Origin of the sequence: Chishuiella sp. (assembly GCF_032109125.1) — a bacterium.
Lineage (GTDB): Bacteria > Bacteroidota > Bacteroidia > Flavobacteriales > Weeksellaceae > Empedobacter.
Genome location: NZ_DAMCLZ010000002.1, coordinates 72,597 through 87,468, shown reverse-complemented (window position 1 = coordinate 87,468; position 14,872 = coordinate 72,597). Strand labels below are relative to the sequence as shown.

Genomic DNA, 14,872 nt, shown 5'->3' with positions numbered 1-14,872 from the left:
AAAGGATGCCGCGTCAATCACTATTGCAAATTCGTGATTAAATAATATAAAACAATAATTTAAACAACTTCATAAATAAAAAAGAACTGTGCTTTTAAAGTACAGTTCTTTCATCCAATTAATTTACAATAATCAGTTGTGCATTTTATTAATAAAACTGTCATTTCTATTGAGATTATGCAAGAATTTTGTACCGATAAAAAAGTTTTAGAACCTATATTATGAAAAAAACAGTTCCTTTTTTTTATTTTTTATGTCTTTTTATTTCTTGTTCTGAAGACAATATTGATACAGGAAATATTATCACAGATAATCCTGAACTAAAAATAAATTTTCCTGAAAATTTTCCTGAACTAAATTCAGCTTATTCTCTTAATCCACCAACAAAATATGGAGTAGAACTAGGTGAAAAATTCTTTAATGATACAAGATTTAGTACCAATAACTCTATTTCTTGTGCCAGTTGTCATCAACAATCTTCTGCATTCTCAGATCATAATGCACAAGCAATTGGAGTATATGATAGAATTGGAATCCGAAACGTACCTCCTATTCAGAATTTAGCTTTTATGAAATTTTATAATTGGGATGGAAGTAAATTAAATTTAGAGAGTCAATCATTAGTTCCTATTATCACTCATGAAGAAATGAATTCTTCCATTTTGGAAGTTATCTCAAAATTAGAAAATGATTCTTCCTATAAAAATTTATTAATAAAAGCTTTTGGAGATGAGAAATTAACCGCAGAACGCATTTATAAAAGTATTGCACAATATGAATATACTCTAATTTCTACAAATAGTAAATATGACCAAATAAAGCGTAATGAACCAGGTATTTCTTTTACAACAGAGGAAAAAAAAGGTTATACTATTTTTCAACAAAAATGTGCAAGTTGTCACAATACAGAATTATTTACAGACCAAAGTTTTAGAAATATTGGTTTTCCTATCAATACAGATTCCAATGAAGCAGGACGAGCAAGAGTTACTGGAAATTTATCCGAATATATGAGTTTTAGAGTTCCAACACTTCGAAATATAGAATACACTGCTCCTTATGGAAGTTTTGGACAATTTGCTACACTAAAAGCTGTATTAGATTATATGGATAATGGCGTTTTGGAGGGAGATAATTTAGATTCCATTTTTAAAAATAATGGAAATAGAATTCCTATGAATGATGAAGAAAAACAACAATTGATTGCTTTTATGAAAACACTGAGTGATGACAATTTTATTGGAAAATAAAAATGCGTTAGGGATTGCAATGGAAATCCTTTTTACGTAGCGTTCTAGCGAAGTGAAAAGATTGAAATATAAAGCCCGCCCGAACGCCCAATAAATTGTTTTGTAATTAATTTTTATTGTAAAACAATAAAAATAATTTGTTTTAAAATAAATTAAATATATATTTGAATTATAAAATAATCTAATTATGGAATTTAAAGCTAAAATTTATTTAAGATTAATTGGTATAATACTTTTAATTATTCCAATTTTTGATTTAACTATTAATGGACATTTCAGTGATTTTATAAAAGGATTTGAAGATGGATATCAAAATAATTATAAAAATTATAACTATCTTGATATTGTTCCAATTTATGATTATAATTTGTCTAAAGAATTCCCAAAAATAGAAGGAAAAGTAATTGCAGAAAAAATTGAATTAGCTATTTATAGTAAAAATTCTTTAAATATTATTCCTTTTTATAATTGGGCTTTATATACTATTTTAGTTCTCGCTGTTATTATTTTTTTATTATCTATTATCCGCTTAATAAAACGATTTATTAAAGGACAACTTTTTGAAATAAGTACTTATAATACATTATTATATTTCGGTTTTTCTTTATTAATTATTACGTTATTGGATTTTATTTTAGAAGTAATTAAAAGACAAAATTTACTTAAATATATAGATACTAGTATATACACTATTTCTAATGACAATTTATTAGATATATCTTCTTTATTTATAAGTTTATTTGTACTTGCATTTGCTATTGCATTAAAACAAAGTATTAACATCAAAGAAGAAAATGACTTAACTGTATAATTATGGCTATTATTATTAATTTGGATGTAATGATGGCAAAACGAAAAATGTCATTGAATGAACTGAGTGAAAGGGTCGGGATAACACTCTCTAATCTTTCTATCCTGAAAAATGGGAAAGCAAAAGCAATTCGATTCGAAACCTTAAATGCTATTTGCAAAGCACTAGATTGTAAGCCTGGTGATATTATTGACTACACAGAATAAATTTAAATAAAATTGAAGAAAATGTTATATATAATTATCTCTATTATACTGTTACTTGTTATACTAACTTTTGTTGTATTGCAATTACCTACTTTTGGTGCTGAACCAAGTGGAAAACGTTTAGAACGATTAAAAAAATCTAAATACTACAAAAAAAATGCTTTTTACAATATTCATAATACACCTGCATTTGCAGAAGGTTTTGATAGTAAAAAAGTAATGATGGATTTCTTTTTTGGAAAAAAAAATCCAAATCTTTATCCTAAAGAAATCATTCCACATATAAAAACGGATATTTTATCCATTCCAAAAGATGAGAATATTTTTATTTGGTTCGGGCATTCATCTTATTATATTCAACTAAATGGTGTAATTTTTTTAATAGACCCTGTTTTTAGTAATTATGGTTCTCCTTTACCTATTTTTAATAAAGCATTTAAAGGTACAAATACTTATTTACCAAAAGATTTTCCTGAAATAGATTATTTAGTAATTTCTCATGATCATTATGATCATTTAGATTATGAAACTGTAAAAGAATTACGTACAAAAGTAAATAAAGTTATTCTTCCTTTGGGTGTTGGTGCTCATTTTGAAAAATGGAATTATAAACCAGAACAATTAATAGAAGAAGAATGGTGGACTACTATTGAATTGAAAAATAATTTAAAAATAACTTTCACTCCTGCAAGACATTTTTCTGGAAGAAAATTTAAACGTAATAACACTTTATGGACTTCTTATGTTCTTGAGACTTCTGATAAAAAAATATTTTTAGGAGGTGATAGTGGATACGATACACATTTTAAAGAAATAGGGGATAAATTTGGCCCTTTTGATTTCGCTATTTTAGAAAATGGTCAATATAACGAAGCATGGAGATATATACATACTTTACCAGAAGAAATTCCTTTAGTTATAAATGATCTTAAAGCGAAAAATATAATTCCTGTACATTCATCTAAATTTGCATTAGCAAAACATTCTTGGGATGAACCATTAGAGAAAATACAAGAGAATAGCAAAAAACATGATTTTACTATTGTAACTCCTAAAATTGGAGAAGTTGTTAAATTAAATAATAAAGATTTTTCATTTGATGAATGGTGGAAGAATATAAAATAACGTTTTCCGACAAAATTTAATGGTTTACCTCATTATTAGATTTTTTTTTATTTTAAGTATTTATTCGTGTAATAGACTATGCTAAATTTTCTTAGCTTTACATTTAATGAAATGCAAAAAATTTGGATCTTAAAATAAAAAATTACTTACAAGCAAATAAATTAGACGAAGCTTTTCAGCTTATAGTTTCTGAATATCACCAAAAAATTTATTGGCAAGTTCGTCGTATGGTTTTTATTCATGAAGATGCTGATGATGTAACACAAAATGTATTTATTAAAGTCTATCAAAATCTTGGAACATTTAAAAATGAGTCAAAAATATCTACTTGGATTTTTAGAATTACTTATAATGAAACAATAAACTACATCAAAAAAAATGCAAAAGAAAAAAATCTATCTCTTGAAGATTATTCATCATCTATTGCAAAAGATTTAATGGCTGATGAATATTATTCTGGTGATGAAATTAATTATAAATTACAGAATGCTATCGCTTGTTTACCTGAAAAACAACGTTTAGTTTTTGCAATGAAATATTATGATGAATTAAAATATGAACAAATCTCTGATATATTAGGAACATCTGTTGGTGCTTTAAAAGCCTCTTATCATCATGCAGTAGCAAAAATTAAAGAATTTTTAGAAAAGAATGATTAAACTTTTTTATAATTTTATAGTCTAATAGTTGATATGAAAAAAGATGAATTAAATAATGATTTTAAAGTTCCTGAAAATTACTTCAATAATTTACAGGATAAAATACTTTTGAATTCTCTTAAAAAAGAAGATTCTTTTGATGTTCCAAAAAAATATTTTAGTCAATTAGAAAAAGTTGTTTCTAAAAAACATAACTTACAAGAATTTAAAGGCAAAAAATCAAAATTATATTCTATTAATTATTGGTTATCTGCTGCTTGTATATTAGTTTTTGTGTTACTCTCAGTTGAAATCTTTTTAATGAATAAACAGAAATCAGATCAACAGATAGTTAATGCTAAAGTAGAAAAAGAAGTTTATCAGAAAATTTATGATTCATTTATAGAAGATAATCAAAATACAAAATCGTCTAACATTACGCTAGACGACTCTGATTATACTATTTATAATTATTAAATAATTTCTGCACTCAAACCTCTGTTCAGTAATTCTGTACAACGAGGTTTCAAATCTTCATATTCACCTGTAAGAACTTCACATTTTCCTTTGTAATGAATTAACAATGAACATTGCTCTGCTTGTTCTGGTGTATGTTCGCAAACATCAATTAAAGATTCGATTACCCAATCAAATGTATTTACATCATCGTTATAAACAATAATTTGATGTTTGTGAGATTCTTGTTCTAAAACATCTACAGAAGAATCTTTTTCTGTTTCCCACATTGGTTGTGTTGCGTTTCTTATCATCTTTTAATTATTTTTTAAAATGGAGTGCTATCCATTCATTACGTTGTTTTTTCGAGATGAATTTTAATCCTTTCTCATTACAGAAAGCATAAATATCATCAAAATCTTGTTCCATTAAACCACTTAAGAATAAATCACCTTCATTCTTTAAAACATTAATATAAGAAGGTATTTGACTAATCAAAATATTCTTATTAATGTTAGCTAAAATAATATCAAATTCTTTACTTCCTAAAAGAGAATTATCTCCCATTTTAGCGTCAAGACTAACACCATTTTTCTTTCCGTTTTCAATAGAATTTTCAACTGCCCATTCATCAATATCTATACATTCGGCATAATTAGCTCCGCGTTTCATTCCTAAAATAGCTAGAATAGATGTTCCACATCCCATGTCTAGAATATCTTTTCCTTGGAAATCTGTTTCTAAAATATACTCCACCATTAAGTGTGTTGTAGAATGATGTCCAGTACCAAAAGACATTTTTGGTTGAATAATTATTTCATAAGGAATATTTTCTACAGATTCATGAAATTCAGCACGAATCAAACATTGATCATTCACTAAAATTGGAGTAAAACTCTCTTCCCATGTAGCATTCCAATTCTCTTGCTCTATTTCTTTACGTTCGTAAGTAAAATCTATATTTTCAATAGATTCTATTACTTCTTTAATTATAGCAATATTTTCATCTGTTTTTGGGATATAAGCATCAAATCCGGTTGTGTTTTCTACAAAACTTTCAAATGGAAGTTCTGAAATCATAGCAATCAAAATCTCATTCCATGGATCTATTTCTGCTACTTTAAATTTATATTCAATATAATTTGTCATATTTAAAATTCGAAAGATATTAAAAAAGCTTTCGGCGACAAATTTACAAATATTTGTAAGAAAGTACTAAAGCGAATGCCTACTATAAATCTATATTTTTAAAACCTACCATCATTTCTCTTTTTCCAGGAGGTCCAGGGAATTTATTAACATTATAACTCAAATCTTTAAGTCCTCTTTTTATAGAACCTTTTGCTGCGTAAGTTGTAAAAATACATTTTTCATTCATCACAGAATCTACTATTTCTAATAATTCTTTTTCCCATAACTCTGGTTGAACACGAGAACCAAATGCATCAAAATAAACTAAATCAAAATTTTGTTCACCTATTTTTTGTATATTAAAAAAATCTTCTTCTACTTTTTTTATTTTAAAATAAGGAGAAATTGTTTTCCAACTTGACCATTGTGAATAAAATAATTGATGATAAAATTCTATAAATTCCTTTTTTCTATCTTCAAACTCAGGATAAAATTTAAAAACATCATCAAAAAAATTAATCAATTGAAATTCTTCATCCAACACAGGGTATTTTTCGATTCCAACATACTCTATTGGCTTCTGAAGTTTTTCAGCTTCTAGTAAAGTAATAAAAGCATTAAGCCCTGTTCCTAAACCTATTTCAATAATTCTAATCAAATCATTATCAGATTCAAAATATTTTAAGCCATTATTTATAAAGACATGAAAGGCCTCTTGTACAGCCCCATGCTTGGAATGATACGTCTCATTTAAATCCTCTATAAAAATAGTTTTAGAGCCATCTTCTGTCTCTTGAATTATTCTTTTCATCGTCTAAAGTTATCATTTTTTATTGTGAAAAAGAACAAATAAAATGTATCTTTGATACAGCAACAAGCAAAATTTAACGCAAAATGATTATAAAAAAAGTAGCTGAATCAAAATTCAACGATTCAGTTTTCGACACGAAGGCTTTCGGAAGTGAATTTTCTGATCACATGTTAATCGCTCATTACAAAGATGGTAAATGGAGCGAGCCAGAAATTAGACCTTATGGACCTATTTCTTTAACTCCTGCAGCAATGTCTTTCCACTACGGACAAACTATTTTTGAAGGAATGAAAGCTTATAAAAATGAAAATGATGAAGTTTTTATTTTCCGTCCAGAAAAAAACTTTGAGCGTTTTAATTTATCAGCTTCTCGCCTTAATATGCCAGAAGTTCCTAAAGAAATTTTTATTGATGGTTTAAAAACCATCGTTGATATCGATCGCCAGTGGGTTCCTAAAAACTATGGTACATCTCTTTACATTCGTCCAGTAATGTTCGCTACAGAAGAAACTGTTTCTGCTAGAGCTGCTAACGAATATATTTTTGCTATTTTATTAGCTTATGCACCTAGTTATTATGAAAAACCATTATCTGTAAAAATTGCAGATTTTTATAGTCGTGCTGCACAAGGTGGTGTTGGTTTCGCTAAATGTGGTGGAAACTACGCTGCATCTTTCTTCCCAGCTGCAGAAGTACAAAAAGAAGGATATGACCAAATTATTTGGACAGATTCTATTAGTCACAAATATATTGAAGAAGCAGGTACAATGAACGTAATGGTTCGTATCGGAAATAAATTATTAACAGCTCCTACTTCTGAAAGAATTTTAAATGGTGTTACACGTGATTCTGTTTTAACTTTAGCAAAAGACGCTGGATACGATGTTGAAATTCGTCCTGTAGAAGTACAAGAATTATACGATGCTTACAAATCTGGAGAATTAAAAGAAGTTTTCGGATGTGGAACAGCAGTAGTTATTACACAATATAACGCAATTGGTTTTGGTGATGAAAGAGCTCAATTAGCAGATTTACCAGAAGAAGAATCTTTTGCTTTATCATTAAAAAAGAAATTAAAAGATATCCAATATGGTTTGGTTGAAGACCCTTACCAATGGAGAGTAAAAATTGAAAAATAATTTTTATTCAACTAAAATTATAAATAACATTGTTTACATTTCTATTATGAGTTTTTATTTATAATAAAATGTCATTCTGAGCTTGTCGAAGAACTTTAATTATTTTAATAGAATTTCATTCGACTTGCACATCAGAGCATAAAACAATAAAATATAATTAATTATTCAAAAAGAGATTTCGTATAGAAATCTCTTTTTGTTTTTAAAAGCAATTCATAATTACCTTATTCTTTATAAAGAACACTTTTTTTTTGGGGCAATACCTTCGGTCCGTGCTTTTTCGCTATATCTTTTTTAATCAATAAAAAAAGCTGCCCAAAAAGGACAGCTTTTATAAATATTTTTCAGAATAATCTTATCCTTCAAAAACAACACCTTCGTAACAAGCGTTATAGATAGCTTTTAAATCTTCTAAAACTGGAACTCTTGGGTTGAAACCTGTACAAGGATCAACTAATGCATTGTTTGAAATATAATCTAAGTTTTTCTCCCAATCTTCTTTAGAAATTCCAAATTCTTTGATTGAAGAAATATTATTTACATCAGAACGTAATTTTTCGATTGCTTGTGCTAAATCTTCAGCTGTTTCTTTTCCTATAACTTTTGCTAAATCTGGGAAACGAGTTGAAACTTTTGCATTGTAACGAATTACGTTTGGTAAAAAGATTGCATTTGCAGCACCATGAGGAATACCGTATAATGCACCAACTTGGTGAGATAATGAATGTACAATTCCTAACCATGCATTGTTAAATGCTAATCCAGCCATAAAAGATGCGTCATGCATATTTTGACGAGCTTTAATGTTTGTAGGATTGTTTACTGCCTCTTGTAAGTTATCAAAAACAATTTCTAAACCTCCTTTAGCTAAAACATCAGCATAGTTATCTTCAATATTAGAAACATAAGCTTCAACACAGTGTGTTAATGCATCCAATCCTGTGTTAGAAGTAATATGCGCAGGCATAGAAGCACAAATTTCTCCATCAACAATTGCGATATCTGGTGTTAATTCATAAGAAACGATAGGATATTTTACTCCTTTTTCTCTATCTGTAATAACAGCTAAACCTGTAGTTTCTGTACCTGTACCACTTGTAGAAGGAATAGCAATAAATTTAGCTTTATTTCTTAATGTAGGAACTGTAAATGGTTTTGTCATAGCATCAAAACTAGCATCTGGATGCTCATAAAAAACCCACATCATTTTCGCTGCATCAATTGCAGAACAACCACCTAAACCGATAATCCAATCTGGTTGAAATTCGTTCATTACTTCAGCTCCTTTGAAACTTGTTGCAGAAGAAGGATCCTCCTCTACTCCATCAAAAACTTTAGTTTCTAAACCAGCTTCTTCTAAAAAAGCAATTGCACGATCCAAAGCTCCACTCTTTTTCATAGAACTTCCTCCTGTAACGATAATAGCTTTTTTACCTTTTATATTTTTTAATTCTTCTAATGATCCTGCTCCGTGAAATACTTCACCAGCAACAAATAATTTGCTCATATTGTTCTTATTTATTTTTCTAATGCAAAATTAGTTGTGAACGTTAAAGCAAATGTTATACAAACAAGACTATGTATTATACTTTTGTGCCAATTCTTGTTGTAATTGTGTTGGAGTAAGATTTAATTTAGCTTTTACAAATTTATTTAAAGCCGCTGGAGAATTAAAACCTAAGTCAAAAGCTATTTCTTTGTGAGAAATATCTGCGAACATTAATTGCCGCTTAATCTCTGTTAAAATACGATTATGAATTGCATTAATTGCCGTTTCTCCACAACTTTTCTTTGTTATTGAATTCAATTTTTTTGTCGTTATAAAAAGTTTATCAGCATAATATTGTACTGTTCTTTCTTCTTTATAACTTTCATTCAACATTTTTTTGAATTGAATATATAATGGCTGATCATTTGTATGTTGTCCTAAAACAGGATGCTGACCATGAATAGATTCTATAAGAGATAACAACAAAATTTTAATATAAAAACGAGCCTGCTCTTTCTTGATTTGACTTGGATTCTCGTATATCTCTTTGACTAAAGAAACAATATGTATTTTTTCTTGATAATCTTTGATAGGAAGAACAGTACAATTTAATTGATTTGATAAGTTAACATTGTATGCACTTAGTTCATTTTTTAAAATATCAGAACAGAACATAACTTCTTCAAATAATATTATTTTTCCTGTAACATCTTCAGAATAATTAGTAATAGAATGTACTTGTTCTGGAAAAATAACAGAGACTTTTCCTTTTTTTAGAACATGTAATTTATCTTCTATCAATAATTCTAAATTACCTGATTCTGGAATTAAAACACAAAAATGATCTTTTTGATGGGGTTTAGAATAATCATTTATTCTGTCAATAGATAATTCAAATATTCGAAAAGATAAATTATGATCTTCTTCTTTTTGAATCATTTGTTTTAATTTCATTTGTTCCATCATCACTGCTATCATATTACAAAAGTAAAGCTTTTATAGTTTTTAACTCATCACAAAAAACGTTAAATATATTCTTCATAAAAAAAGGTAGAAAAAATATCTACCTCTTTTATTTTTTTAATCCATTTTATATAAAAAAATTATCTATTTCTTATCTAATAATGTCAAATACTTTTCATAACCTTTAGCTTTCATTTCATCTTTTGGAATAAATTTTAACGAAGCACTATTAATACAGTATCTTAATCCTCCTTTATCTTGTGGACCATCATCAAAAACATGACCTAGATGAGCATCTCCTGTTTTACTTCTCACTTCTGTTCTTTTCATACCATAAGTGTTATCCGTTTTTTCTTCTATAAGATTTTCACTTATTGGTTTTGAAAAACTTGGCCAACCACAACCTGATTCAAATTTATCCGTTGAAATAAAAAGAGGTTCTCCTGTCGTAATATCTACATAAATACCTTCTCTAAACTCAGCATTATACTCATTTGCAAATGGTCTTTCTGTTGCATTATTTTGTGTAACTTCATATTGTAATGGAGTTAATTCTTTTTTAAGTTCTGCATCGTCTTTTTTTGCATATTCTACCTTTCCTTTTGGAGCAGGATTCGCATTACGAGCAATCTCAAACATATTTGGTGTTATATGGCAATACCCTCCAGGATTTTTCACTAAATAATCTTGATGATAACTTTCAGCATCATAAAAATTACGTAAAGGTTCATGTTCAATAACAATTTTATGATTGTATTGTTTTTCTAATCCTTTTATTTTTTCGTCTATAATCTTACTATCATCAGGATTTGTATAATAAACTCCAGTTCTGTATTGTGTTCCTACATCATTACCTTGTTTATTAAGACTTGTAGGATCTATCGTTTTAAAATATAAATCAATCAACAATCCCAAATCAACAACTTTAGGATCATACGTTACTTTTACGGTTTCTGCAAAACCAGTTTCACCGGTTGTAACTTGCTCATACGATGGATTTTCAATTTTTCCATTCGCATAACCAACAGTTGTATTGGTAACACCTCGAACTTGTTGAAAAAAATGTTCTGTCCCCCAAAAACACCCACCTGCAAAATATATTTCTCTTTCTGAATTACTCATAATATGTTCACTTTTTTTATTGACTTGATTATCTTTCTTCTCTTTACAACTAAAACTAGCAAGTATAATTCCCACTACAATTAGTGTACTTATGATAAATATTTTTTTCATGTTTTTTATACTTTTTATTAAACTCAAAAAACGATCATTATTTGTTTTAAATCAATGAAATAACATTAAAAAACAACTAATAATCGACTAAAGTTTTATTTATTACTAATTTACGATTTTTACTTAGCAATAAAAACACAAAAAGATGTTAATTGTATGATAGATCTGTTTTGTATCTAAATTATTTAATAACATTTTCTGTCTAAGATTTCGATACAATTTTCTGCGAAAATCACTCTATCTGACTGACAGAAAGAAAATCTGTCATTTTGAGTGAAATTCGATTAGAATTTAGTATCGAAAAATAAGTAAGTATTTTTTTGGATATTATTTTAATTAATTTTGTTTTCTGCCTTAGATTTCGATACAATTTTCTACGAAAACCACTCTATCTGACAGAAAAATTAAAATTTCTTTTTTGATAAATTAGGTAAATTTTCATAGTTACCATTTATTAATGCTATTTTTTTATTTCGTGACCATTTCTTGATTTGTTTTTCTTTTTCAATTGCCATTTCAATATTACTAAAAGATGTAAAAAATACTAATTTTAAAGGTTTTCTATTAAAAGTATATGATTTGTAGTCATTATTATTTTGATGTTCCGAAAATCTTTTAAGAATATCATTTGTAACTCCAACATAAAATGATTTATCAGAGCATTCGATAATGTATACATAATAATTTTTCATTTCTTAATATACTAAAAATCTGTCATTTTGAGTGAAATTCGATTAGAATTTAGTATCGAAAAATAAGTAAAGATTTTTTGGATATTATTTTAATTAATTTTGTTTTTTATCTTAGATTTCGATACAATTTTCTGCGAAAATCACTCTATCTGACAGAAAAAAAATCTGTCATTTTGAGTGAAATTCGATTAGAGTTTTGTATCGAAAAATAAGTAAGGATTTTTTGGAATATTATTTTAATCAATTTGTTTTCTATCTCAAATCTCGATACAATTTTCTGCGAAAACCACTCTATCTGACAGAAAGAAAATCTGTCATTTTGAGTGAAATTCGATTAGAATTTAATATCGAAAAATAAGTAAAGATTTTTTGGAATATTATTTTAATTAATTTGTTTTCTGTCTTAGATTTCGATACAATTTTCTGCGAAAACCACTCTATCTGACAGAAACGAAATTTATAAAGAATCTATGTTTCGACAAGCTCAACATGACATAATAAATTCAAATTGTAATTTTCTGCGAAAATCACTCTATCTGACAGAAAATAAGTCTTAATCTGCAATAGCGATTGACGTGAAAATCCTTTTTATGTAGCATTCTAGCGAAATAAAAAGATTGTAACAAAAAGCGCGACCCGAAGGGATTGCCCTAAAAAATTAAAACTTAGTTTCTGAATAAGGGATACGATGTTGAATAGAACGAACCAATGTAGCTTCATCTGCATATTCTAACTCGTCACCAACGCCCAATCCCCTTGCAATGGTAGAGAAAATTACATCTACGTCTTTTAACTGTCTATATAAATAAAATACCGTCGTGTCTCCTTCCATCGTAGAACTTAATGCAAAAATTATTTCTTTTACATCTTCATTTTTTACACGATGAATTAATGTTGCGATATTCAATTGGTCTGGACCAATTCCTTCCATTGGAGAAATTTTACCTCCCAATACATGATATTGTCCTCTGAATTGTCCTGTATTTTCTATCGCCATAACATCTCGTACATCCTCTACCACACAAATTGTTGTTTCGTCACGTAATGGATTACTACAAATTTCGCAGATTTCTTCGTCAGAAATTGTATGGCAATGTTCGCAATACTTGACATCTTCTACCAAATGAGAAAGTGCTTCGGACAAAGCTGTTGTTTGAGATTTTGGACGATTTAGCATATGCAAAACCAGTCGTAAAGCTGTACGTTTTCCTATTCCTGGTAAATTCGACATTTCTTCTACTGCTCGTTCTAAAACCTTACTTGGATAATTCATGTATTTTAAAAAATAATAGATTACAAATTTACAATTTTATCTCTGTAAAAATAATATAGGCTGTTATCTACAAAAAAGTTTAAATTTGAAATTATTTACTAGAATAAATTATGAATTCAACAATTATACTACTTTGTGTAATCCTATACTTTGTAGGGCTTTTAGTCATTTCTTACTTTACAAGTCGTAATTCCGACAATCAATCTTTTTTTAACGGAAACAAAAAAAGTAAATGGTGGTTGGTTGCCTTCGGAATGATAGGAACAAGTTTAAGTGGTGTAACTTTTATTTCCGTTCCCGGAACTGTTGGTAAACTGACAGGAACAGAATATATATATGGTGGTTTCGAGTATTATATGATGGTGATTGGTTTTTTCTTGGGTTATTTTATTGTCGCAGGAATTCTATTACCACTTTATTATAAAATGAATTTAACCTCTATTTATACCTATCTCGGGAAACGTTTTAATGTAGAGGCACACAAAATGGGTTCTATTTTCTTTATTATTTCTAGAGGGATTGGAGCTACAGCACGTTTGTATCTTGTTGTAAATGTTTTACAAATCTTTTTATTAGACAATTTAGGTGTTCCGTTTTGGGTAACAACATTTATTTTACTATTAATGATTTTATTGTATACGTTTGAAGGTGGAGTAAAAACAATTGTAGTTACAGATACTTTACAAACATCGTTTATGATTATTAGTTTAATTGCCTGTATATGGTTTATTCTATCTCATCTTAACCTTAGTGTAGGTGAAGCATACGATATTATGCAAGCAAAAAATTATACTCATTTCATCAATTCTGACCCAAATTCTAAAACTTATTTCCTGAAAACAATTTTGGGTGGAATGTTTATAACCATTGCAATGACTGGTTTGGACCAAGAAATGATGCAAAAAAATATCTCTGTAGATAATTTACATAATTCGAAAAAGAATATGCTAACCTTTGCGGGAACATTACTTATCGTGAATTTAGCTTTCCTATTTCTTGGTGGATTATTGTATATCTATGCCATGAGCGAAGGTGGATTTTATACGACAGATGGTTTCTTTATGCAACAAGGTGGACAAAATATTATGGGAGACGATATGTTCCCTGCCTTATCTTTATTAGGACATCATTTTCCTATGATTATTGCAATTATATTTATCATCGGACTTATTTCTGCTCTTTTTCCATCGGCAGATGGAGCATTAACAGCTGTTACAAGTTCTTTTTGTGTCGATTTATTGAACTTGAATGAAGACAAAAACAAAACCGAAAAAGAAAAAAAGAAAACCAGAATTCGTGTACATTTAGTATTTACAATTATTTTCTTTATTTTAATCATGATTTTTAAGGTAATCAATAACAAATCAATTGTTTATTTGGTCATGGAAATTGCTGGTTATACATACGGACCATTGTTAGGTTTGTTTGCATTCGGAATTTTAACCAAACGAAACATTTACAAAAAATATGCTATTGTAACCGTTGCAGTATTAGCACCATTATTCACTTATATCATCAACGAATCTGTGACTAATTTTACCGATTACAGAATTGGTGTAGAACTTATTGTAGTCAACGGATTATTAACATTTTTGGGATTATATGCCGTAAGTACAAAACAATTACAACAAACACAAAACTAATATAGAACCACT

Annotated in this window: 16 protein-coding genes; 8 read left to right on the top strand and 8 right to left on the bottom strand. The window is 28.1% G+C overall.

What is annotated here, in order from left to right; genetic code table 11:
- Nucleotides 1-221 precede the first annotated feature (221 nt).
- From RT575_RS03310 to RT575_RS03285, 6 genes are all read left to right on the top strand, one after another.
- The gene (locus RT575_RS03310; protein ID WP_313578793.1) at nt 222-1,250 is read left to right on the top strand and encodes a cytochrome-c peroxidase; all 1,029 of its coding nucleotides are present in this window, start codon (nt 222-224) and stop codon (nt 1,248-1,250) included.
- Between the two features lie 187 nt (nt 1,251-1,437).
- A complete protein-coding gene (locus RT575_RS03305) occupies nt 1,438-2,061 on the top strand; it encodes a DUF2975 domain-containing protein (RefSeq protein WP_313578791.1) in 624 nt (207 codons plus the stop codon).
- Nucleotides 2,062-2,063: 2 nt separating this feature from the next.
- Nucleotides 2,064-2,267: a helix-turn-helix transcriptional regulator gene (locus RT575_RS03300; RefSeq protein ID WP_313578789.1), complete on the top strand. Its 204-nt coding sequence runs from the start codon at nt 2,064-2,066 to the stop codon at nt 2,265-2,267.
- A 21-nt stretch (nt 2,268-2,288) separates the two neighbouring features.
- Entirely contained in the window at nt 2,289-3,392 is a 1,104-nt protein-coding gene (locus tag RT575_RS03295) for an MBL fold metallo-hydrolase (RefSeq protein ID WP_313578787.1), read from the top strand.
- Nucleotides 3,393-3,514: 122 nt separating this feature from the next.
- Complete coding sequence (locus tag RT575_RS03290; RefSeq protein WP_313578785.1) at nt 3,515-4,051, top strand: RNA polymerase sigma factor; 537 nt, start codon at nt 3,515-3,517, stop codon at nt 4,049-4,051.
- A 33-nt stretch (nt 4,052-4,084) separates the two neighbouring features.
- Nucleotides 4,085-4,507 (top strand): hypothetical protein, encoded by a 423-nt coding sequence (locus RT575_RS03285; RefSeq protein ID WP_313578783.1) that lies wholly within the window; start codon nt 4,085-4,087, stop codon nt 4,505-4,507.
- On the opposite strand, the gene RT575_RS03280 is transcribed toward RT575_RS03285, so the two are convergent.
- The 3 genes from RT575_RS03280 to mnmD form a co-directional block, all read right to left on the bottom strand.
- Nucleotides 4,504-4,800 carry an ATP-dependent Clp protease adaptor ClpS gene (locus RT575_RS03280; protein WP_313385225.1) on the bottom strand — a complete coding sequence of 99 codons (297 nt, stop codon included), beginning with the start codon at nt 4,798-4,800 and terminating at the stop codon, nt 4,504-4,506. The genes RT575_RS03285 and RT575_RS03280 overlap by 4 nt on opposite strands.
- A gap of 7 nt (nt 4,801-4,807) precedes the next feature.
- Nucleotides 4,808-5,635, bottom strand: coding sequence for a 50S ribosomal protein L11 methyltransferase (gene prmA / locus RT575_RS03275; protein WP_313578781.1), 828 nt, complete (start codon nt 5,633-5,635; stop codon nt 4,808-4,810).
- 82 nt (nt 5,636-5,717) lie between these two features.
- On the bottom strand, nt 5,718-6,428 hold the full coding sequence (gene mnmD, locus RT575_RS03270; RefSeq protein WP_313578779.1) for a tRNA (5-methylaminomethyl-2-thiouridine)(34)-methyltransferase MnmD: 711 nt from the start codon (nt 6,426-6,428) through the stop codon (nt 5,718-5,720).
- A gap of 83 nt (nt 6,429-6,511) precedes the next feature.
- On the opposite strand from mnmD, the gene RT575_RS03265 reads away from it, so the two are divergent.
- Entirely contained in the window at nt 6,512-7,567 is a 1,056-nt protein-coding gene (locus RT575_RS03265; protein WP_313578777.1) for a branched-chain amino acid aminotransferase, read from the top strand.
- Nucleotides 7,568-7,922: 355 nt separating this feature from the next.
- On the opposite strand, the gene RT575_RS03260 is transcribed toward RT575_RS03265, so the two are convergent.
- From RT575_RS03260 to recR, 5 genes are all read right to left on the bottom strand, one after another.
- Entirely contained in the window at nt 7,923-9,074 is a 1,152-nt protein-coding gene (locus RT575_RS03260; protein ID WP_313578775.1) for an iron-containing alcohol dehydrogenase, read from the bottom strand.
- 69 nt (nt 9,075-9,143) lie between these two features.
- Nucleotides 9,144-10,010, bottom strand: a complete 867-nt coding sequence (locus RT575_RS03255) for a helix-turn-helix domain-containing protein (RefSeq protein ID WP_313578773.1) — start codon at nt 10,008-10,010, stop codon at nt 9,144-9,146.
- Nucleotides 10,011-10,163: 153 nt separating this feature from the next.
- Nucleotides 10,164-11,252, bottom strand: a complete 1,089-nt coding sequence (gene msrB / locus RT575_RS03250; RefSeq protein WP_313385217.1) for a peptide-methionine (R)-S-oxide reductase MsrB — start codon at nt 11,250-11,252, stop codon at nt 10,164-10,166.
- A gap of 404 nt (nt 11,253-11,656) precedes the next feature.
- A complete protein-coding gene (locus RT575_RS03245) occupies nt 11,657-11,944 on the bottom strand; it encodes a GIY-YIG nuclease family protein (protein WP_313385215.1) in 288 nt (95 codons plus the stop codon).
- A gap of 658 nt (nt 11,945-12,602) precedes the next feature.
- Nucleotides 12,603-13,217, bottom strand: a complete 615-nt coding sequence (recR, locus tag RT575_RS03240; protein WP_313578771.1) for a recombination mediator RecR — start codon at nt 13,215-13,217, stop codon at nt 12,603-12,605.
- A gap of 110 nt (nt 13,218-13,327) precedes the next feature.
- On the opposite strand from recR, the gene RT575_RS03235 reads away from it, so the two are divergent.
- A complete protein-coding gene (locus RT575_RS03235) occupies nt 13,328-14,860 on the top strand; it encodes a sodium:solute symporter (RefSeq protein WP_313578769.1) in 1,533 nt (510 codons plus the stop codon).
- The last annotated feature ends 12 nt before the right edge of the window (nt 14,861-14,872 follow it).